General features: G+C 46.1%; 16 protein-coding genes and 1 pseudogene. 12 read left to right on the top strand and 5 right to left on the bottom strand.

Features of this window, described 5'->3' with window-relative positions:
* Positions 1–445 precede the first annotated feature (445 nt).
* Complete coding sequence (locus QUB61_RS20930; protein ID WP_333131917.1) at positions 446–1,378, bottom strand: hypothetical protein; 933 nt, start codon at positions 1,376–1,378, stop codon at positions 446–448.
* A gap of 276 nt (positions 1,379–1,654) precedes the next feature.
* Here QUB61_RS20930 and QUB61_RS20925 point away from each other — a divergent pair, with 276 nt between their 5' ends.
* The gene (locus QUB61_RS20925) at positions 1,655–3,577 is read left to right on the top strand and encodes an ABC-F family ATP-binding cassette domain-containing protein (protein ID WP_333131918.1); all 1,923 of its coding nucleotides are present in this window, start codon (positions 1,655–1,657) and stop codon (positions 3,575–3,577) included.
* A 79-nt stretch (positions 3,578–3,656) separates the two neighbouring features.
* Here QUB61_RS20925 and QUB61_RS20920 read toward each other — a convergent pair whose 3' ends face one another.
* A complete protein-coding gene (locus QUB61_RS20920; protein WP_333131920.1) occupies positions 3,657–4,631 on the bottom strand; it encodes an FkbM family methyltransferase in 975 nt (324 codons plus the stop codon).
* Positions 4,632–5,371: 740 nt separating this feature from the next.
* Here QUB61_RS20920 and QUB61_RS20915 point away from each other — a divergent pair.
* From QUB61_RS20915 to QUB61_RS20900, 4 genes are all read left to right on the top strand, one after another.
* Entirely contained in the window at positions 5,372–6,490 is a 1,119-nt protein-coding gene (locus tag QUB61_RS20915; RefSeq protein ID WP_333131922.1) for an AAA family ATPase, read from the top strand.
* Positions 6,477–7,034 (top strand): hypothetical protein, encoded by a 558-nt coding sequence (locus tag QUB61_RS20910; protein WP_333131924.1) that lies wholly within the window; start codon positions 6,477–6,479, stop codon positions 7,032–7,034. The genes QUB61_RS20915 and QUB61_RS20910 overlap by 14 nt, the downstream gene beginning before the upstream one ends.
* A 449-nt stretch (positions 7,035–7,483) precedes the next feature.
* On the top strand, positions 7,484–8,713 hold the full coding sequence (locus tag QUB61_RS20905; protein WP_333131926.1) for a hypothetical protein: 1,230 nt from the start codon (positions 7,484–7,486) through the stop codon (positions 8,711–8,713).
* 652 nt (positions 8,714–9,365) lie between these two features.
* A complete protein-coding gene (locus tag QUB61_RS20900) occupies positions 9,366–9,941 on the top strand; it encodes a TIGR04376 family protein (protein ID WP_333131928.1) in 576 nt (191 codons plus the stop codon).
* A 291-nt stretch (positions 9,942–10,232) separates the two neighbouring features.
* On the opposite strand, the gene QUB61_RS20895 is transcribed toward QUB61_RS20900, so the two are convergent.
* Positions 10,233–15,038: an SdrD B-like domain-containing protein gene (locus tag QUB61_RS20895; RefSeq protein WP_333131930.1), complete on the bottom strand. Its 4,806-nt coding sequence runs from the start codon at positions 15,036–15,038 to the stop codon at positions 10,233–10,235.
* Positions 15,039–15,556: 518 nt separating this feature from the next.
* Between QUB61_RS20895 and mtnA the strand changes: the two genes are divergently transcribed.
* Genes mtnA through QUB61_RS20880 form a run of 3 tightly spaced genes read left to right on the top strand, consistent with a single transcriptional unit; the run spans position 15,557 to position 18,095 of the window.
* Positions 15,557–16,618, top strand: coding sequence for an S-methyl-5-thioribose-1-phosphate isomerase (gene mtnA, locus QUB61_RS20890; RefSeq protein WP_333131932.1), 1,062 nt, complete (start codon positions 15,557–15,559; stop codon positions 16,616–16,618).
* A 4-nt stretch (positions 16,619–16,622) separates the two neighbouring features.
* On the top strand, positions 16,623–17,222 hold the full coding sequence (locus tag QUB61_RS20885) for a type IV pilin-like G/H family protein (protein WP_333131934.1): 600 nt from the start codon (positions 16,623–16,625) through the stop codon (positions 17,220–17,222).
* A gap of 3 nt (positions 17,223–17,225) precedes the next feature.
* On the top strand, positions 17,226–18,095 hold the full coding sequence (locus QUB61_RS20880) for a rhodanese-like domain-containing protein (RefSeq protein ID WP_333131936.1): 870 nt from the start codon (positions 17,226–17,228) through the stop codon (positions 18,093–18,095).
* A gap of 114 nt (positions 18,096–18,209) precedes the next feature.
* Here QUB61_RS20880 and QUB61_RS20875 read toward each other — a convergent pair whose 3' ends face one another.
* The gene (locus QUB61_RS20875; RefSeq protein WP_332956056.1) at positions 18,210–18,557 is read right to left on the bottom strand and encodes a hypothetical protein; all 348 of its coding nucleotides are present in this window, start codon (positions 18,555–18,557) and stop codon (positions 18,210–18,212) included.
* A 241-nt stretch (positions 18,558–18,798) separates the two neighbouring features.
* On the opposite strand from QUB61_RS20875, the gene QUB61_RS20870 reads away from it, so the two are divergent.
* Positions 18,799–19,746 carry a cation diffusion facilitator family transporter gene (locus QUB61_RS20870; RefSeq protein WP_333131938.1) on the top strand — a complete coding sequence of 316 codons (948 nt, stop codon included), beginning with the start codon at positions 18,799–18,801 and terminating at the stop codon, positions 19,744–19,746.
* 285 nt (positions 19,747–20,031) lie between these two features.
* Here QUB61_RS20870 and QUB61_RS20865 read toward each other — a convergent pair whose 3' ends face one another.
* Positions 20,032–21,453 (bottom strand): TIGR03985 family CRISPR-associated protein, encoded by a 1,422-nt coding sequence (locus QUB61_RS20865; RefSeq protein ID WP_333131940.1) that lies wholly within the window; start codon positions 21,451–21,453, stop codon positions 20,032–20,034.
* A gap of 103 nt (positions 21,454–21,556) precedes the next feature.
* On the opposite strand from QUB61_RS20865, the gene QUB61_RS20860 reads away from it, so the two are divergent.
* From QUB61_RS20860 to QUB61_RS20850, 3 genes and pseudogenes are all read left to right on the top strand, one after another.
* Positions 21,557–21,862, top strand: a complete 306-nt coding sequence (locus QUB61_RS20860; protein WP_333131942.1) for a CRISPR-associated protein Csx3 — start codon at positions 21,557–21,559, stop codon at positions 21,860–21,862.
* Between the two features lie 32 nt (positions 21,863–21,894).
* Positions 21,895–22,215: a hypothetical protein gene (locus QUB61_RS20855; protein ID WP_333131944.1), complete on the top strand. Its 321-nt coding sequence runs from the start codon at positions 21,895–21,897 to the stop codon at positions 22,213–22,215.
* Between the two features lie 46 nt (positions 22,216–22,261).
* Positions 22,262–22,484 (top strand): annotated as a pseudogene (locus tag QUB61_RS20850) (ISKra4 family transposase); the annotation flags it as partial.

The raw sequence follows: 22,484 nt of genomic DNA, 5'->3' as shown, positions 1-22,484 counted from the left end.
AGACATTTACTCCTATGAGGTTGCAGTTACTTGGTTTGAGAAAATAAGTTAATAATATGACAACAATAAAGGTTGATATTAATATCTCGAAGGATACATTAACGTAGATCTCACGAAGTAGCTCTCGTCGTTGGATTCTCTGTTTAATTTGAAGCTCGTCGTCTGTTGGCCTCGGTTCAGCAATTTTTCCGGCTATATCGTAGACAAGTAGTAATAAATTAAATAGTAAAGCTGAGAAGATTGAAAAAGAGGTAATCAAAGCATTTACTAAACTATCATTCAGTGTAACTCCTGAATAAAACATCAGTCCCGCGATAATTGCAGGCAGCAGAAAAAACAGAAAAATGTCTGGAAAGTATATCCTATTCGTCTGATTACTTCTGAGTGTCAAAATGTGGTCTTTAATGATGCAGAAAACAGAAATTTTAGTAAACATTACAATTTCTCACGGGTACATTTGTTTAATAATCTCCTTGAGATAACTCTTGGTGATCATCTGCATACTTGCGAAAGTGGGATGCTCATCAGTGTCTAAAGCCACTTGGTCAGAGATATCATAGTTACTCCTCGCTTTAAACAATCGTCCTAAATCAAAGGTTCTAATGCTCCCTTCAATTTCAACATCAACTTTAACAGTGTCATAATCGAAGTTAAAATCGCGAAGTTCCACAAGGGTTTTCACACTACTCTTAGAAGCAAAGAATTTTTTAATTGTGTTCTTCAAAGGAATTCTAGAAGCCGATAGTACAACTTCCATATTACAAGGAAGCTCTTCATGTCCTTCATCAAGACCATCGAATCTATCCACGGGAGCGTGGTATTTTACGCAGCGAAGTTTTTTGATATTGCCATTGTATAGCATTTTTTTTATAATTTCTTCCTGTACTAAAGTATTAATTTCTATAGTAAAACCTGGATATTTATCCAAAAAAAAATTGTTTAAAAAAGTTCCTAGATTAGTACGTACACCATACCTGCCAGTGCGTTGTAAAAGTAATATTCCTTCATTTGTGTCTTGGGGTATATAAAACAAAAAATAAAAAGGTAGAACATCAGCCTCATTCTTTTTCTTTTTATAGGTTATGGAATCTGTATCTACATTTCTTAAATTGCTTGAAAGCCCATAAATACCACTTTCAAAAACACCCCCAATACTTCTACCTTCAGGATCCAGTTTTATGGTCTTCATGTATGTTTTATAGGTGTCGTTGGTAGAGTTCCCTGTGAGATTTTGGAGAAAAACTCTCATTACGTTATATAAATCATCATGTCCATTAAAGCAACTTAACGTGCAATAATCCGGCTGATTTTTTATCTCATCGTTCCTGCCTCTCTTTTTATCAACTCTAATTGTGTAAGCTGATAGAAATGTTTTCATATATCTTCTTACCTCTTATCCTACGGCACTTTTTATACTAGCATAACTCTTATATCTTAAAATCGATATTTTACCGCATACGGTTTTTGTTTGTCAATCCCCACTGCCGATCGCACTTCAGTCAAAGTTTACCCATTTATCAATATTTAGATAGTCTAAAAAATCCAGTTCGCCCTTGTCTTGAAAAACTTTCATTGGAACGACAGACCATATCCATGCAACCGGACAGGATCGAACTTGCGTTAAACTAAGTCAGGTAAATGACTTTCTATACTCATGACTATTTTTACTCTGCGATCGATCAAAAAAGACTTCGGCATCAAGGAACTCTTGACAGATGCCAGCTTCAGCCTCGATGAAGGCGATAAAGTCGGACTCATCGGCACCAACGGTTCCGGGAAATCAACCCTGCTGAAAATGATTGCCGGTATGGAGTCGATCGACTCTGGCGATCGCTGGGTCAATCCAGGGTCTAAAATTGTTTATCTCCCCCAACAGCCGGATTTAGACGAAAATCACACTGTCTTAGAGCAAGTATTTGCCGACAGTGGCGAACAAATGGCTTTAGTGCGCGAATACGAGGAAATTTCCGCTCAATTGTCCCACGGCAAAGGCGATACAGACAAGTTGATGGCGCGTCTGTCTGCGGTGTCTGAACGCATCGATGAGGTGGATGCGTGGGATTTGGAAACCAAGGCGAAATTGATTTTGACCAAGTTGGGGATTGAGGATTTTGATGCGAAAATTGCCGACTTGTCCGGCGGCTACCGCAAGCGAATTGCCTTAGCAACGGCTTTGTTGTCCGAGCCCGATGTGTTGCTGATGGATGAACCGACAAACCACTTGGATGCGCTGTCTGTGGAGTGGTTGCAGAACTATTTGAACGGCTATCGCGGTGCTTTGCTGCTGATTACGCACGATCGCTATTTTCTCGATCGCGTTACCAATCGCATCCTGGAGATCGATCGCGGCGACCTTTACAATTATGCTGGCAATTACGCTTATTACTTGGAGAAAAAAGCCTTAGCTGAAGAATCCGCAGCCAGCAGTGTTCGCAAACACGCGGGTGTATTGCGGCGCGAATTGGAATGGCTCAAACGCGGGCCGAAGGCGCGGAGTACCAAGCAAAAAGCTCGGATCGATCGCATTAAAGATATGCGAGCCCAGGAGTTCAAAACAGCCAACGGCAAAGTCGAAATTGCCACAGCCGGCCGCCGGATTGGTAAGAAGGTGATTGAGTTACTGCATATCTCTAAAGCTTACGGCGATCGCACTTTAATTAAAGATTTTACCTACAATTTCACACCCGAAGACCGGATAGGAATTATTGGCTGCAACGGTGCGGGAAAATCGACGCTGATGGATATCATCACCGGACGCATTCAGCCGGATTCGGGTACTGTCGAAATTGGGACAACCATTCATATCGGTTATTTTGACCAGCATTCAGAAGATTTGACGCCGAACGAAGACCAGCGAGTTATTGAATACTTGAAAAGTGTGGCCGAGTTGGTGCAAACGGCGGACGGGGAAATCATTACCGCTTCTCAAATGTTGGAAAAGTTTCTGTTTCCACCGAACCAACAGTATTCACCAATTAGCAAACTTTCTGGCGGGGAAAAGCGCCGATTATTTCTGTTGAAAGTGCTGATGAGTGCGCCAAACGTCCTGATTTTGGACGAACCGACAAACGACCTGGACGTGCAGACTTTGGCGGTTTTGGAGGATTATCTCGAAGATTTTAACGGCTGCGTGATTGTGGTGTCCCACGATCGCTATTTCCTCGATCGCACGATCGACATGGTTTTCGCCTTGGAACCGGGCGGCAATTTGCGCTTGTATCCAGGCAATTATTCGGTATATTTGGATCACAAGAAAGCCGAAGAAGCGAAGGAACTTAAAGCACAAAAAAATAAAGGTAAACTACCACAATCCTCTGAATCTAACAACCCAAAATCCGAAGCCCCAACTCCCAAACCGACCAAACTGTCGTTTAATGAAAAGCGAGAATACGAGAAGTTAGAAGTTAAAATTCCGCAGTTGGAAGCTGAGAAAGCAGAGATTGAGCAGATTTTGTCTCTAAATTCTCCGAGTGGGTTTGGTGAGGTTAAAAAGTTATCTGAACGTTTGGGCCAATTGAATCAAGAGATCGATCGGGCGACTGAGCTCTGGTTGGAATTGGCGGAACGGATCGGTTAGGGGGAAGGTGTGGAAGTATTTTGTTGAGAGCGTGCTAACAATGCAGCAGTCTCTTCTGGTTTTCCAGAGGAGGGAAACACTAAAACACTCTTGATTTTGCAGTCGGGCGAACTGTTGGACAACTTAGTAGACGACGTTCAAATTCACTGTTTTCAATTACTGCAACATAGTCGGATGTCTTTTTAGAATAAGCAGAACAACCTAGCTCTACAACCTCTGTTTTAAGGAGTCCCTTGTAAATTCTGAAGATTCTATAACCATGACGCTGGAGTAATTGGACAACGGCATCGGTTGTATCACAATCTTTGTGGCGTTCAAAAACAATGCTTCCAATATGATGTTTGCTTAGAGTATCTTCCATCCCCTTAAGCACTTCAAGCTCGTGGTCTTCAACATCTATTTTAACAACAGCTACTTGAGCAATCCCACTATCTTTCATCCAGAGGTCGAAGGTTGTTACGTTAACTTCAATGCTATTTTGCAGTGAGTTGAGTTGATTTTCTTCTACAATTCGCGACATCCCTAGTTCCCCACCCGGGATATCCAGCTTCAGTTTACCTGGACGATCGGATAAAGCTAGCGGAATTAAAGTTATACAGGAAATACTATTTGCCTTCACATTTTTTTCAAGACATTCATATAGTAATGGTACCGGCTCAAAACAATAGATATGCCCTAAGGATCCCATACAATTAGCTATGGGTAGAGAAGTGTCACCAATGTAAGCACCTATGTCGCATACAATCTCATCAGGATGGGCGAGGCATTTGAGTACAGTACCAACCCAAGGGTCGAACTCTCCTAACCAAAATAAGTTTTTAACGATAAGGTCAGCCCCATTTGGGTAAGCAACATACCGTATACCGCTTTTTGATTGAAATATTCCGAAGTTGTCTGGTACGTTAGGTAGGCGCTGCAATAAACTTGCGCGCGGAGTTTGGAAAGGGTAGCGGTTTGTGAAAGTACGCAATATATTAAAGAACATAAGTTTCTCAGTTTTCACTTCCAGGTATTTAATAATTGTTAGCCTGCAGACTGGGGCGATCGCACCCACAATATCTCCCTGTGCCTCCTAATTCCCAACCTTTGGCTCACTATACTCAATCTCTCACTTGGCAGGAAGAATATTCATCAATCTTAACTTGGAGAGCGGTATCGATCTGCTCAGTCTCTCGCTCTGGGGACGATCGCACCACACACAGATAGCCACTAAACTATACCATTCTTCAAGTTCCTCCCGACTAGATACCCTTTGAGCGATCGCACTGAATGTCTTTTACAGTAATCGCCTTTGCCCGCAAATTCATAAATACCTAAGTAGGTAGGTGCTGTAAAACGCAACTATGTAAATGATTGTAAGGTATCCAAATACCCTAAGCGTGGCTAAGTCAGCCCTGTTTACACACTGTTACATGGTTCAGTTTAATCCCGCCTACCTACTTAATTCAACGATGACTGAAATTTCGGGACGAGTTTCGTTAGCCTTGAGGCGATGTTTTAGGATCGTAATTGTGCTATCAATACCATCATGGATATTGCAGGCCACGGGGCGATCGTAGGGGCTAGTTTTACCAATCATCAACTATCAATAACAAGCTTTCCGGCCTGTTCCACAAAGAGTGAGCTTTCTGGTGGGTGGGCATCTATCAACAACAGGCTTTCCCAGCTATTCCACAAATAATCAGTTTTGTCGTGGGGTGGACCGAAGAGGCCGCCCTCGTACCAAGTTGCGATCGAGGCATTAGACTTATCATAGTTATGATTAGCGCTCGGAAATTATCCTAAAAAAATCTCATGCTGAAACGAATATATATTGACAATTTTCGCTGTTTGGTAAATTTTGAACTAGATGTTGATGCAATTAATCTATTTCTGGGTTCTAACGGCTCGGGTAAATCAACAGTTTTTGAGGTGTTGCAGAAAATCCAAGCATTGGTCAGCGGCGACAGTAAGGTAGAAGGAATTTTCAAACCAGCGGACTGCACCCGCTGGCAAACCTTACAAATTCAGCGTTTCGAGCTAGAAATTCTCGGTAATGACGGCTGCTACACATATCAATTACAAATCGATGAGTATGGAGATAAATGTCGTGTTAGGTACGAGAGTCTGCTCTTTGATAACCAGCCTTTACTACAATTTGAATTCGGCGAAGTTCAACTCTATCGAGATGATTATTCACCGGGCCCGAAATACCAGTTTGACTGGTCGCAATCTATTCTGCCTTCATTAATGCCAAGAAACGACAACACGAAGTTAACTTGGTTTAGAGAACGGATGGCGCGATTTATCATCGTGCAAGTTGTGCCCAGCTTGATGGTTGATGAAAGTAGCCAAGAACAAATGCGTTTGACTCCTAAGATGGAAAATTTTGTTTCTTGGTATCGCTACTTATCTGAAGACCAAGGTAAAATTGCTGAAATTGGAAATATTTTAAGAGATGTTTTGGATGGATTCACAAATTTTAAATTTGAGCGAGTAAGCGAAGATAATTTAGTGTTAAAATTGCGGTTTTTAGGACAAATAGATAACAGCAAGCCAATTGAATATCGTCTCGGAGAATTGTCGGACGGACAAAAAACATTAGTTGCTTTATACGCGCTGATTTACGGTACCAAATCTGAAGACTATACCTTGTGGATTGATGAACCGGAAAACTTTTTAGCATTACCAGAAATTCAACCCTGGCTGATGGAGCTTTATGACCTTTGTAGCGATGGAAAACTTCAAGCATTACTAATTTCTCACCATCCTGAGTTAATTAACTATCTTTTAGCTTCACCGATTGGCTATTGGTTTGAGCGTCAAAGCAATGCTGCTGTTCGAGTCAAACGAATTAGCGATAAAGTAGCTGACAATTCTGGCTTGACAGTTTCTGAACTAATTGCACGGGGGTGGTTGAATGAGCCAGCGTAGAGTTCAGATTGTCATTCTCTGCGAGGACAGACAGCAGGAGGTTTTTGCGCGTTATTTCCTAAAAAAGCGAGGTTTTACAGGTCAATTGCGGGCTAATATTTGTCCGGAAGGTAGCGAATGTGGATCAGACTATGTACGCAAGCAGTATCCGGTGGAAGTGAAAGCTTATCGCCAGAATAGAAACGGGGTGGCGATTGGATTAGTTGTGTTAATTGATGCAGATACGGGTACGCTGGCAGCAAGACTTAATTGGTTAGCTAGTGTGCTTGATAAAGATAAGCAGAAAAATAGGGAACCGAATGAAGCGATCGCGATTTTTGTTCCCAAGCGGAATATTGAGACTTGGATACACTACTTGCAGGGAGAAACTGTGAATGAAGAGGATGATTATGCAAAATTTGAGAAAAATGAAGCTGCTTGCAAAACCGCTGTTGAGGATTTAGCCGATCGATGTTATTCTCAGAGCTTACCAGAAGATGCGCCGCCATCGCTTCAGGCAGCTTGTGGGGAATTACAGCGGTTGTTACCCTTGTTGCTGCCATGAGTTATGAGAAAATCTGCAACCTGTTATTACTGTCAAGCAAACTGACTAACAAACTTAAGACGAGTAAAAGTCTGAAATCCTTGTCAAAGCTGCAAAGCCATCGGAAACAGCGGCAAAAAACCAGCTTTTTTTGCGATCGCCTCAAGTAAAGCTGTGTGTCAAAAACTGCGAAGCCCCGGAGGGTGGGGTTGACAAAAGCAGTAGAATATGCAGTAAAAGTTAGGTAAGCAAATAAGACTGGCAGCAGAAAACAGGGGCGAAAAGACCCAAAACAGGTAAAACAAAAGTCGATCGGGCAAAGTAAGTTGCTCGAGGACTAAAAATATGGTGATCGGTGAGATACAATTGACCTGTTCTGAGCCAAGAATGGGTCAACATTACAAGTATCCTGTAGAAGTCTGAAGTTGAGAATCTCAGGGTTGTCGAGGAGCGGGAGCAAACAGAAAACTATGTCTCAAAAAGTAATCGCCAAACAGATGTCTTTGGAATCAGCGTCAGATCCGATCGCCGTGAAGGCGACGGTGGAAACAGTGCCAGCCGAAGCAGTGGCAGTAGAGTCCTACGCCGATCGGTTGATGGACGAACTGTTTGAAGGAGTCGATCGAGCATTCGACGGCAGTGGCCCACAGCCAGCCGAGCCGATGGCGCCAGAATTCGTGGCGCTCAAGTCGATCTCGGTACCTCAAATAGTTTTGTCACCCCTGGCACCCGAGCCACAGCGAGGCGAAAAAGACGTAGAAGCGATCGCCCGCCAAGTCGCCCTAGAAACAACCAAAAAACAGCAGTCCAAACAATCCTTCGACAGAATCCTGCTGGGAGCAGCCTGTGGGTCCCTGCTGCTAGTCCTGGGGTTGTGGCTGGCAAGCAGGTCGGGACTGGTGCGCTTGCGGTCCGCCCCCGCACCAGAGACACCCGCAGCAACCAGCGTCACAGCACCAGACACCCCGTTTGTCGAATACGTGCAGCGCTCCCTAGAAGCGATCGAACAAAAAAAACCACCCCAGCCCAGCCCGCAACTTGCAGGAGTTCCCGGAGTTGCCTCCCCTGGGACGTTGCCGAGCATTTCAATTTCCGGCGCGCCGCCGGCAACCGCAGGTCTTTCGACAGCAGTCAACCGCATCGCTGATGCCCTAGAACAAGCCGGCGCGCAGCCGGGAGCACCTGCACCCCAAGTCGTAGTCATCCCTCCCCCCGCTCAGGTGACTGTGGCTCCGGCTGCTCCGGTAGCTGGTGCTCCGGCTGCTCCGGTAGCTGGTGCTCAAACCGCGGCAGTTTCGCCCTCGCCGACGGCCCCAGCCTCCGGTCGTGCGGTGGCCGCCGCCGGTACTCGAACTCCCCCCGCCGCTTCCGCTTCCCCCTCAGAGTCTCCCCAGCCGAAGATTTTGGCTCGCGAAACCGAACCGGCACCAGCGCCCTCGGCCCAGCAATCCGCGCCCGCGCCCGAGCAATCGGCACCGGCCGTCAGCAGCGCCCCGACTTCCGCGCACACGCTGGTGGGGATTTTGGAGTTGGGCGATCGATCGGCCGCTTTGTTTGAAGTAGACGGCGTAGCCCGCAGAATTTATGTCGGCGAAAGCATTGGCGCTAGCGGTTGGACCCTGGCAGAAATCAAAAATCAAGAAGCAGTTATCCGCAAGGGAGGAGATGTGCGATCGGTTTTTGTAGGACAAAAGTTCTAATTCAGTCATCAGTCATGAGTCATTAGTCATTAGTCATTAGTCATTAGTTATCAGTCATTAGTTATGAGTTAGGTAATCGGTAATTGGTGATTGGCAATTACGAGGCTGTACCTCACAAGCGTTGAAAACAGTTATAATAATCGACAACTAATGACCGACGATCGATCGCCAGTGACTAAGAACCAGTCAGGAACCTCACCCTAAAGGCATGAGGCTTAAAGGAGAAATCTAACAAGCCGTTCCCCTAGGGCCTCAGTCTTAACTGACTACGTTTTTGGAGTCACGACACCCGCTTGATGCGTAGCTAGTCCTTTGCTCTGTCGTTGAGAGTTAAACAGTTCGGTATGTCACGCTCAACAGTGCTTTCAACCGGCGCAAGCTCACTAAACTTTGGCGAAGCTAACTTTACTCCGAAAAGAGATTGAGGCAACCATACCTCAGCGGAGGGGCAACCATACCCCTCCACCCCGCGAGGGGATTCAATTCAATGTAAAGCCGTCCTAAAAGGACGGGGTTTCAAACCCATAGTTCTGATGACTAATGACCAATGACCAATGACTAATAACTAATGACCAATGACTAATAACTAATGACTAATAACTAATGACCAATGACTAATGACCAATGACTAATGACTGAGGACTTATAAAAAATGGGCTTATTTGATGATTTCAGCCGATTTCTAGAAACCAGATTAGAAGAATTTTTGCGCAGCAATCCCCATCTGGAATTGCAGGCAATAGAAGAACAACTGAAGGAACAAGAAGAAGACACTCTGCGGCTGATTCTCGATATCCAAAAACAAGAGAAAAAACTCCAAGCAGAAATTCTATCTGCCGCCCAAGAAATTCAGCGGTGGAACGATCGAATCAACAAAGCTAAAGCAGCTCAAAGGCTCGATTTAGCTCAAGCAGCGCAAGAGCGGCAAGCAGCTCTGCTGCGTCAGGGAAATCAGCGCTGGGGGCAAATGCAAGGCTGCAAAGAACGGATTGAAAAAGCAAAAGAACTGTACCGCCAAATTCAATTGCGTCGCAAAGAAGTCCGAGCAAAAGCAGCAGAAGCTGCAACTCGCACTACCACTAAAACAGAGCAGAATTGGGATACAAAGGGTTGGAATCAGAGTTCAAATTATAACAGTTTTAATGCGGCAGATCCTTTAGAAGAAAAGTTTCAACGCTGGGAAGCAGACGAAGAACTCGATCGCATGAAGCGCAATATAGGCCGATAGTTCCGAAAGCATCCGAATCCTTTAGGGACGAGTTTACCCAAAACTCGAATTCCCAGTGCAAATATTCGTAAACCCTCCAGACTTCCAGGTATGGCGATCGATCGCTCATATCATGTCCGGTTGAATAGTTATAATACTTTTGTCCCATCATGCCCGATGCCCGATGCCCGATGCCCGTATAGGATTTATAAGTAATTAACCGGACTTGATATAAATACCATCCTAAAATTGTAGGGACAATTAATCAATCGTCCCTCCAACATTTTAACCTAATTAATTAGTTCGATCGCACTACAGGAGAGCAAAATCTGTGGCAGCAATCACGGTTGCAGGCACATTGCTGAGAGTTGCCAAAAGTTGACCGGAACCAGTAACTCGGATCAGAGTAAAACCATTCTCCGGAACAATGCTCAGTTGCGAGAAATCCAGACCGCCCATTAAGCCGATCGAATCGAGACCGTATTCAAAGTCTAAAATAGTCTCGCTGCCGAGGTCTTGACCCAACATAAATCGATCGTTGCCGGTACCCCCAATCAGAGTATCATTCCCCTGATCTCCAAACAGCCAATCATCCCCAGCACCGCCGAGCAAACTGTCCTCATCCTTGCCGCCGTAAACAGTATCGTTCCCAGTCTCGCCGTTAACGGTATCCTGACCTTCATTGCCAAACAGCAAATCGTTGCCCAAACCGCCGCATATTTCGTCTTTTCCGCCAGTAGAACCAATGGGGAGGGGGCTACCAATGTCCCCGTACACTGTATCTTCCCCCTCGCCGCCGCAGATAGTATCACTCCCTTCATCGCCAAATAGCAGGTTGCTGCCCAATTCGCCGAAAACTAAGTCATCGCCCTTGCCGGCACGCACTGTATCATTACCGTCACCGCTGGCGATGGTATCTTGATTTTTCTCCCCGCTGAGGAAGTCATCGCCCGCCAAACCAAACAGCAAATCATTGCCAGTCAAATCCGGGTCGAAGGGGTTAATAGTTCCCCCGTAGATAGTATCGTTACCCAGGTCGCCAATTAAAGTATCGCTCTCCTGGTCGCCAAAAAGAATGTCGTCATCTTTGCCGCCGTAAACAACATCTTCGTTCTTGCCCGCAAAGATTAAATCATCTCCAGCAACCCCGTTGAGGTAATCATTACCCTCATTGCCAAACAGCAAGTCGCGGTCTATATCTGGGCCAACCGGGAAAGCACTGTTAAGTCCCCCGTAAATATTATCATTGCCCCGCAACCCGGTCAACAAATCATCGCCGTCAAAACCATTTATTTGCTCACCGTCATTAGTGCCGAGAATAGTGTCGTTGCCGTTAGTACCGTTGCGGGTATTAGTGACAGAACTCGGGCCGCGCACACTACCAATGCTGGGCAAAACTATTTGTTCACAAATGCACTCAGCATCTTCTCCTTCTTCCGGTGGCGGTTGCATTTGGGCGAAGTAATTGCCAAAGTTAATATTGCTAACATTAGTGCCACTGACAGCAATAATATCAGCAGGATTGGCAGTAGTTTGCGTCCAACCCGGTTGATTTACTTCCCGAACTCGATAAGTTCCCGGCCCTAAATTAGCGAAACTGTAGCCGCCAAAACTATCAGTTGAAGTGTTAACTTCTCCAGCATCTAAAGAGCCATTGCTGTTAGCGTCAAGGAAGATTCTCCAGTTGGGCAAAAGCGGTTCTTGAGCCTCCAAAACCCCATTGTTATTGAGGTCATTAAACTTCTGGCCGGAGATGCTAATATTTTGGAAATTGCCGAAATTAATTCCACTACGACTTTCGCCACTACCGAGATTAACAGGCGCGGGATTAGTAGTAGTTTGCCTCCAGCCAGTCTGCTGCACTTCCCGCACGTTGTAAGTGCCGGGGTTGAGGTTGCTGAAACTGTAATTGCCAGAATTGTCAGTGGTAACAGCAGTTTCGCCCGAATCTAAAGAGTTGTTCCCGTTAGCGTCGAGGAAAATTTGCCATCCAGAAAGACCGGTTTCCTGCGCATCCTGAGTACCGTTGCCGTTGCCGTCGTTGAATTTAAGACCGCTGATGCTGCCTTGCTGGATGGGAGTGGGAGTCGGAGTGGGAGTGGGAGTCGGAGTCGGAGTCGGAGGCGGAGTCGGAGTCGGAGGCGGAGTCGGAGTCGGCGGGACTTGTTGGTTGCCGAAATTGGCAGTGGAAGTTTGACCTGGATCTAACAGAACCGTTCGGGGGTTAGGGGTGGTTGCTGTAAAACCTGTCGGCACCACTTCCCGGACGTTGTAGGTGCCTGTTTGCAGGTTGGGGAAGCTGTAGCTGCCATCGGTACCGGTAGTAGCTTGGGTTTCTCCGGTGTCTGGAGTGCCGTTGTTGTCAGTGTCAAGGAAAATCGTGACGCCAGGGATGCCAATTTCTCCGGTATCTTGAGTGCCGTTACCGTCAGCATCGTTGAATTTTATACCAGTAATGCTGCCTAGTACAGCGGGTATTGCTTGGTTGCCGAAATTAACTGTAGCAGGAGTAGTTTGACCTGCTGCCAGCGTCACTGCAACCGGGTTGGGAGTAGTTGGCCGGCTGTTGGCCGGTACAACTTCCCGGACGTTGTAAGTACCCGAGGCCAAGTTGGGGAAAGTAAAGTCGCCGTTGGCCCCGGTAGTTGCGGAAGTTTCGCCGGCACCGAGGATGCCGTCGTTGTTAGTGTCGAGGAAAACAGTCACTCCGGGAACACCAAGTTCTCCGGCTGCTTGAGTGCCGTTGCCGTCAGCGTCGTTGAATTTTATACCAGTAATGCTGCCTAGTACAGCGGGTATTGCTTGGTTGCCGAAATTAACTGTAGCAGGAGTAGTTTGACCTGCTGCCAGCGTCACTGCAACCGGGTTGGGAGTAGTTGGCTGGCTGTTTGCCGGTACAACTTCCCGGACGTTGTAAGTACCCGATGCCAAGTTGGGGAAAGTAAAGCTGCCGTTGGCCCCGGTAGTTGCGGAAGTTTCGCCGGCACCGAGAATGCCGTCATTGTTAGTGTCAAGGAAAACAGTCACTCCGGGCACACCAAGTTCTCCGGCTGCTTGAGTGCCGTTGCCGTCAATGTCGTTAAATTTGATGCCGGTGATGGTACTCAGCGGTACGACAACAGGAACAGGCTGTGCGGAAAATTCAGAAGTGTTGCCGGCGGCGTCGGTTGCTGTGGCGGTGATTAATTGCGCTGCGGTGACTGCTGCTGGGAAAGTTTGATTGAACGCAGCGTTGCCGGCGGCGTCAGTAGTTACCTGGATAGAAGCAATTAAGGTTTGGCCTTGGGTGCCGGGGGGATTGTTGGCGAAAAATTGGAGGGTGAATGTGGTACTGGGAATGCTGTTGTAAGTTCCCGCGACGGTGACGCTGCCGCCACTGGCGGTAGCGGTGGTGAGTACGGGGGTGTTTTGGAGGTTGTTTGCACCGATGTCAGCGTCGCCCGCATCATTGGCGGTGATGCCGTCGTTGCCGAGGTCGATGCCTAAGCCGGCGTTGGCGAAGATCGAGTTGTTTTGGATGCTGTTGCCGGTACCGGCGAGGATGTTTACTCCTGAACCGAGGTTGCTGGCGATCGTATTTCCTTGACCTGCTGCTGTAGAGCCGATCGCATTATTGTTTGCGAGGTCATCAATCAATACCCCAGTAGTATTGGGCAGCGGAGTCGTACCGTCGGCCGTGACGCCGATGAAGTTGCCGAACAAGGAGTTGCCGACAGTGGTGGGGTTAACAAGGGCGACACCGTTACCGTTGCCGGAAATAATGTTGCGGGCCGCTGGGGTCGTTCCGCCAATGATATTGTTGGTTGCACCTCCCTGGATGGCTACGCCGAAAGCAGTGTTAGGGACAGCGGCGGTGCCGTCAAAATTAGTGCCGATGAAGTTGCCTGTCAGAATGTTGTTCGTGGCACCGGCACTGACAATAACCGTGCCGCTATTGCTGTTCCCGGAAATGACATTCCCGCTAACAGTGTTGTTGGGTACGCCGTTGATGGTAACTCCACTGGTGTTGGGCAAGGCGGCGGTGCCTGCAGCGTTGATGCCGACGTAGTTGCCCAGCACTTGGTTGCCTCCAGTACCGCCGACGATGATGATACCGTCGGCTGTATTCCCAGAAATGACGTTGCGATCCGTCGCTGCAATCCCGCCAATAATGTTGCCGCTGCCACCGTTCTGAACGGCGACGCCAAATAAGGCGTTGGGCAAGGCCGCGGTGCCGGTGGCGTTGATACCGATGTAGTTGCCCGCTACGGTGTTGCCATTGCTTTCGAGGGAAATGCCGGTGTTGCCGAAGCGGTTAACGATCAATCCGCGCAAGGTGCTGCCACCAGCCAAGACACGAAAACCGCTAACAGCACCTGCACCCGATCCATTGATTTCGATGAGTGGGGTGCCAGCGAACCCCGGTTGGCTAGTGCCGTCGATGATTGTGGGAACGTTAATATTTGGCAAGACAGAGAGGGGCGCGATCGTCTGCACGCCTGCACCGGGAATGGCAAAGTTAATATTGTGCGGTGGTGCGGCAGCAGCATTTGCTTGAGTAATCGCCTCTCGCAGCGAACCCGGCCCAGCATCGTTGGTATTAGTAACAGTAAACAACGCCAAGGTATGTGCGTAATTTGCCATTACTTCAGGCTCGATCGCCAATCCTGTTTTAATCGCGACCGTAGCGTATTCAAGTACCCAGTTTCCGCCTTTTTGGGCACTCCCCGTAATATCTGCTGAAGCAGCAATATTAGCTTTTGTTAACTTGCTCAGCTTTTGTACAAAAGCTTCTCCTTTTTTACCTGCTGCTACGTTGCAACCGTAAAGCAGAATTTCACATCGATTTTGAAGTGAGTTGACAGATGACGAAAACCACTGTTTGAAACAGTCGCGATATGTTTCTAAATTGTCGGAATTCAGGCTAGTTTGCCCTAGCTGCAAACTTCCCGATTCCCCGTGAGAAATAATGTGAACGCTTTCTATACCTTTGCGGCTCTGCAGTGCTTCGGCAATTTGTTCGATGCCGTCCCGCGCCCGATCGACTAAAATTACCTCTGTACCCGCTTTAACACCGACCGCCAGACTCTGCCAATCTTCTACTGCTGAATCTACGAAGACTATTTGTTGGTTTTTCATAATTACCTTTCCCTCATGCACCTAGGTAGGTTTTCAAAATGTTTTTTCCGTGCGATGAGCGCCAGAACTTCCAGCCACAAATACGGCTACCACAAAACCTGCCTTCAACTCAGTTAAAGTTGTACAGACAAAGCTTTACACTTATCTATTTGTGTGATTATTTTAAATTTGTGGGAGCTGGAAAATTGCTCGCACTTTTTTATTCTCAACTTTAAAAAACCAGACCCCGGGTAGAGGTAGGTTGTTCCCGATTCCGGAAATCTTTCAAAAAATCTCCAAATAATTTACACAACTTAATGTTCGGTTTTTTACTAAGTCCACTTTTGTGAAAAAGAATCCCACTCTGCGCAAGTTCCAAAGGCAGAGAGTGGTAGGTATGCAGCAATTATTCAATCTCAAATCTCAAATCTCAAACCGCTGGGCTGGGATTTTGGCAAATTCAGCGTATCGCTCATAACATAGAGGAATAGTCGCTTTCATGGCATCATAGAAACTTGTCCCTCACATAATTGAAATCGATGACCGCTCAAAACTCTTCCGTTTCCCCCGTCACTTGGATAGAAGACCGAGTTTTGCTAATTGACCAAAACCGACTGCCGAAAGAATACGGTGTAGTCGAAATTAGCCGCTGCGAAGATATGGCTGAGGCGATTAAAACTATGATAGTCCGAGGTGCTCCGGCGATCGGGGTAGCAGCAGCCTACGGGATGTATTTGGGGGCGCGAGAAATCGAAACGGGCGATCGTACCGAATTTCTCGCTAAATTAGAACAAGTTGGCGAGTTATTGCGTTCCACCCGTCCCACGGCGGTTAATTTGTTTTGGGCAATATCGCGAATGCTCAAAACTGCCGAGAGAACTAGCGGTTCTGTCGAACAAGTGCAAAAAACTTTGTTAGAAATGGCTAAAACCATTCAAGCAGAAGACTTGCAAACTTGTAAAGATATCGGCGACAAAGGTTTAGAAGTTCTGCCAGCTACACCCGAAAAATTGAACTTACTAACTCACTGCAATGCAGGTGCGTTGGCAACAGCAGGCTACGGTACTGCCTTAGGTGTATTTCGTTCTGCTTGGCGAGAAGGAAGACTCGGAAGAGTTTTTGCAGACGAAACTCGGCCCCGTCTCCAAGGTGCAAAACTGACCACTTGGGAATGCGTGCAAGAAGGAATTCCCGTCACATTAATTGCCGACAATATGGCCGCTCACTGCATGAAACTCGGCATGATTCACGCAGTAGTTGTCGGTGCAGACAGAATCGCTGCTAACGGCGACGCCGCCAATAAAATTGGCACTTACAGTTTAGCAATTGTTGCCAAAGCTCACAACGTCCCGTTTTTTGTCGCCGCTCCTCTGTCAACAATTGATTTTGAACTTTCCGACGGCAGCCAAATCCCCATTGAAGAACGCGATCCAGTTGAAATGTATCAAGTTGGAACTACGCGAATTTGTCCTGTGGGAGTCGAATTTTACAATCCCGCTTTTGACGTAACTCCGGCCGAATTAATCTCAGGAATTATTACAGAACACGGCACGGTTGCTCCTTGGGCGTTGCAACAGTTTCAGGCAAAACAATTGGTTTAATTATATGTTACTCAACCGCTCCTTCCACCAGTTATCTCGGAAACTCAGGAGGATTTATAACTACCCTAACTGGCAGATTGGACTTAATTGCACCGAGCAAGAATGCAGTCGGAAGCATCCTAGAAAGCAGATATTTTGTACTTCTAGTTTCTGCGTTCTGCCTTCTGCCTTCTTTCTGGGCATAACACCTCTAACTCTGCCAGTTTTTTTCACTATAGTCGCTCAGTCTCAGTGGCCGCCAACCTTGAAAGCTCAGGAATCAGCAGCCAAACAATATGTGGCAGCAATGAATAAAGCTCAACAAGCCTACTATATACAGAATACGGGTTTTACAAGTTCTGTTTCTAATCTAGGTCTCGGTATTAAACCTGACACAGCCAACTACCAATATTCAATTAATACGGAAAACAAAGTTGTCTTTAATTATGCAGTATCGAATCAAGCTAATCTCAAAAGTTGGGTGGGCGGAGTCTTTTTAGCAGGAAACAAAACCCAAACAATCTTGTGTCTAAATGCTGCTCCTGGCAAGATTAAACCACTTAATCCAATGTATGACGGTCGGGATTTATACTGCGCTGCGGGCACAGGCAAAATTGCTCAATAAATCATGTCTAATTTACTGTGTAATTTAGTGTATAATTTGGCAGATAATTGGATAGTAAGCGCCGATTTAGCTAAGCAATTACTGTCCGGGGGCGCCACTCTGCTCGATGCTCGTCAACCTGTTTTAAAGTGGTTTTGCCGTCTCCCACCAGCTATTCCCGTAACTTGGCAGGAATTTTCTCGATCGCAGTTTCCCCAAAAGGGAAAAATTATCGAAAATAACACAGTTTTAACTCAAAAACTGCAAGCAATTGGCATTTGTCAAGACAAACCTGTCATAGTCGTTGCCGATTCGGTGAAAGGGTGGGGCGAAGACGGGCGAATTGTTTGGATGTTGCGGACTTTGGGACAGGAAAAAGCAGTTTTTGTCGATGGAGGATATCGGGCTTTAATCAAAGCTGGAATTAATCGAGTAAAAGCTGCAAACAATCCACCGCAAACAGGAGATTTTGTAATATCTCGCCGCTCGAATTGGGAAATTCAGCGGGATGAATTGAAAGCTATTTTAGGAGATGATAATTTAGCATTTGTTGACGCCAGAGAGCCGCGAGAATATGCAGGTAAAACGCCTTACGGAGAAAAGCGGGGCGGCCACATTCCCGGTGCGGTTCACCTTTACTACAAACAGTTAATGGACAAACAGGGAAAACTGCTGGATCGCGGGGAAATTGTCGCTATTTTGCAGCAAAAAGGAGTTTCGCAGTCAACTCAAATTGTGAGTTATTGCTCCGGGGGAATTCGCTCTGCATGGTTGACTTGTGTCTTGACAAATGTGGGATTTAATGCTAAGAATTATGCAGGCTCAATGTGGGAATGGTCGGCGTCGCCGGCCGATAGTTATCCCCTTTCAATAAGCCTTTCAGGGGCCGGCTAGAAGCCGATCCCCTACTCCCCACAATAAAATTAACTCTTTGTGGAACAGGCCGGAAAGCCTGTTCTTCTTCAAGAAGTCGGGAATCTAAAACAAGAGCGTTTCAGGTTGAGCATCTCAACCGACTTGTTCGATATACTGAGCGAGATCGTCGCGCAGGCGGCTGAGTTCGGCTTCGGTGGTCACGCGCACGCGATCGTCCCTAACCGTAATCAGCACTTTTGCCGCAAAAGGAGTTGGCCAGATATTCGGATTGCAGAAAACTTCCAAAAATACATCTCCTGCATACCGATATTCCATCGGTTTCTGGGGAGAAGCTTTGCCGCCAGCAGTTTTGGCGGCTACAGCTTTCAAGCTTTCCATCAAAGCGGCGATCGCGCTTTGCAAATCCCGCGCGGCTTGCGGGGAAAAGCTAAAGGAGACAGAACCTTCGACTAAATTCAGTGTCAGCGGAGAAAGAGACATGGGCAATGAAATTTAACATACAATTGTTAATGATAAAATATACAATAACCTAAAAGAAGTACCTGCCAGCCAAATTGGGCGGCGAAACTGCTATTAATTAAAATTTGTCTCAAGAAGCTAGGCTAAATTAATGAATATAAATCTAGTCGCAAGCTAGATTCCGCAAGACTTTTAACCTGTTATGACTTGATAAGCTTTAAACTAGAAACCAGAAAACTTGACGGCAGATAGAGGAGATTTTATGGTTGCCGATAACCGTTCCGAAGTCCGCAAGGTTTTAATAATTACTTTATTGCTCAATTTGCTGGTGATGGCAATAAAAGCAGCCGTGGGATGGCTGACAGGTTCCCTGAGTTTGCTGGCAGATGCTTTGCACAGTGTCACGGACAGCGCTAATAATATTTTAGGATTGGTAACTAATCATTATGCCAATCCGCAGCCCGATCGCGATCATCCCTACGGACACCAAAAATTTGATGCTCTCGGAGCTCTGGGAATTGCTGCTTTTCTGGGAATTGCCTGTTTTGAAATTCTCAGCGGTGCTGTCGAAAGGCTGATTAACGGCGGTAAAGTTGTCAAAATATCCCCAAATGAACTGTGGATTTTGCTGATTGTACTGGGGATTAATATTTTTGTCACTTTTTACGAGCGCAGAGTTGGCCAACGTCTCGGTAGCGCGATTTTAGTGGCTGACGCTAAGCACACGATGAGCGATGTTTGGGTGACAATTATGGTCATCGGCGGGTTGATTGGAGTTTGGCAAGGGCAGGTTTGGAATATACCTCAACTGCAATCCCTGGATGTGTTTTTGTCTTTTCCTGTAGCTGTTTTGGTGTTTAGCAGCGGTTGGAAGGTTTTAACAGAAAATCTGCCTTGGTTGGTGGATGAAATGGCGATCGCACCGGAAGTTATTCACGCGATCGCGATCGATGTACCGGGGGTTGTCAACTGTCACTCGATCGCCTCCCGTGGCGTTGTAGGGCGTCAAGTATTTATTGAGATGCACATGATTGTGGATGCTGTCGATGTAGAAACAGCTCACCGGATTACAGAAGAAGTAGAAGCCCGTTTGGAAGAACGTTTCAGCCCTGTACGCATCTTAATTCACGTTGAGCCGCCGGCTTACCATTCCGACCAAATTAGCTACGATTCTGGAGAGAAGGAAGAGGTTAAGCGTGATGTTGGGTAACGGATGAGTGTAAGGGATTTAAAGGATGTAACGGATAGACTGAAGCTGGAAGAGGATGGATGTGAAGGAGGAAATATTTAGGCTGTATTTCCAGCAAACAGCAGGTTGAGGGATGAAGGAGGAAGGCGGTTTTGGCGATCGCAATTCCTCTAATTTTTTAAATGCTATCAAGGGAATTAGAGCGATCGCACTTAATTTAGTGCTAGTTTTCCACAGGAAAAGGGGGGTTTTCCACAGAAATTAGCAAGTTTTCCACAATAGCTTTGATAATTATCGAGCAAAAGACTATTGGTACAAGTTCCGAGTTTTTTGGATTTCTACGGCCATTTTCTGTCGCAAGTCCCAAGGTAGCAGAATTTCGACTTCTGAACCTAAAGCGCGCAACCACCTCAGCGGGTAGTAGTCTGTCACTCGGTAAGTGACTTGGTAGTAAGCATCGTCGGTTGGGCGAGACTGGAGGATTTGTAAAAGTGCCGATCGGTGTTCTGGGTTGGGAGTGTATTGTGTGATTAATGTGGCGGCGCGATCGTACTCTATGGCGGTACAGGTATGGTGAATGCTGATTCCCTGCATATAACTTTGATGAAAAGTGCGATCGAACCGCAATACCATCAGCGCAGTTTCTTTATAAAAATCGCAGCCCCAAGCTTCCTTTAACATATCGTTAACTGTTTTGGGAGTTGGCAGGTTATTTTCCTGATATTTTTCCTTGAGTAATTGGGGAACCCGAGAATCTTGCCAATCCAAGGATTCTAGACGTTTTGAAATAATGCGATCGAGCCGATATTTGTACCAATTAATTTCACCTCTGGGGGTGCTGCCGTAGGCACACAAATATTTAGCTCGATCCATAAAGTAAATACAAACAGGATAAACAACGCACTCTTTAATCTGATTTTGATGAGCGCTGCGATAAGTTAATAGCAAAGGAGCGATTTTTTGAGAATCCCACATTTCCTGCAATTCGCTCTGAAATTGATCGACAGCATCTTGCATGGGACTAGATTCGGGTACGAGATAATCAACGTACAAAAAGACGCGGTGATTATCTTCATCAACTACCTCTTCTGAAAATTGGTCGGCTAATAAAGGCAAACTTGGGTCGAGAAAACTAAACATCCCCAAAGTAGCAGCGAGATAAGCCTGTGTTTTTGGAGTCAAATTGCTGTCTGTATTGGGGTTTTCTGTTTGACTGGAAAGTGGCGGTAATTGTTCAACTCGGCGGTAGTTTTTACTTCTACCCGTCACCCTGGTTAACCGTTGCAGCAAATGCCGATCCACCAATAAGTCGAAGTCATTTTGCTGCGATTTTCGCACCTGAGCGAATAACTTTTCTGCTAAGAGCTTGTCTAAATCAGCATCGGCAATAGCTATTTCTTTTTGCAAAGAATGCCGCCACTGGTTTACAGATACATTCCATTTTGTCAACCACTGTTGCGTTGTTTTGTTGCAAGCACAATTCGGGTCTGAATAGTTAAGAATATCTTCCTGCTTTTCATCTTTGTAATTTTTGCCAAAGAAAGATTCGCGCCAATCAGCATAGGTAAAGGGGCTGCTAAGGGCAATATATCCCTCGTCGCTGTACAGCCAACTTACCAAAACCCATAACCTGATGGCGCGGGTGAGATTTTGGATTTGGTCGAGTGATCCGTTGGCGAAATCCTCTAGGAGTCTGGGGTGTGGCGGATTGCGAAATGTTGGGTTCATGGTGGGTTGAGGGTTTTAAATTGTGTTTTATAGCGTAAGGGCGATCGGAAGGGGGTGTTTCCGATAGTATGCAATAATCCGGGAGATCGAGTGGGAATAGCTGATGACTACTTACAAGATTGAACTTCAGGGTGAAGTGTTAAAAATTGGATTTGGAGAAGCTGCTCAAAACGACCAAATTGTGCGAGATGCGGCGGCTCGTTTGGCAGAAATGAGCAATTCTGGGGAATTGTCGGGAGGGCGGCTAATTAAAATTAATGGGCCGGCATCTGTACCTGTAGCTTGTGTTTTGGTTCACAAAGTTTCTCATCTTTACGGTGCAGTTGGAGTTTTCGATCCCAAATTAGGAAAATATGTAATTGCTATTACTCACAATCCCACGTATAATTTGGGTGACTTAGTTGATTGATAGTTCGCTAGGTAATTGAGGAAGTTTTAGATATGACATCACAAGAAGTTGCTCTCCAAGTTATTCAGCAAGCTATCTGCGCTTTAGCAGGTTTGGCTGAGGCGAAATTACCCGATGGATGTCAGTTTTTAACTGAAAATCCAGCCGTGACTAAAGCGAAAGGATTATTGTCATGGCACGACGCTACCCACATAAGTTACTTGGAGTTGCTATTTGATGCTGTCAAGTTGTCAGAGGATAACGAACGAAATCAGCAACACTATTGTCCGGCAGTGGCTATTCATGCTAGCGATGATTCTTACCCATCAATTCGGGTGCATCTCACTTTTGCGAATGTGTCACAAAAGAGTTAAAATGAAAAAGCTAGTAAAATAATCAAATAACAATGAAGTAAATAACATGACACCATCAGACCAACAACAGCTAAAAGCCCACTTAAAAGCGGCAGCAGAAATTATTTACAGAAATACAGCTCCAACCGAGTTAAAAAGTTTTGAAACGATTGAAAAATTAGTCCGTCAGAAAATGTTAGAAGAAGTTGGTCCTGAACTAGGGAGCTTTTTTTTTCAGCAGTATCAGGAATTAAAACAGGAAAACCCCGAAAAATAAAATCCATAGTCGG

The organism is Microcoleus sp. C2D2 (genome assembly GCF_036702495.1).
Classification (GTDB): Bacteria; Cyanobacteriota; Cyanobacteriia; order Cyanobacteriales; family Microcoleaceae; genus Microcoleus.
Note: the sequence above shows the minus strand (reverse complement) of the source record. Positions and strands in the feature narration are given on the sequence as shown.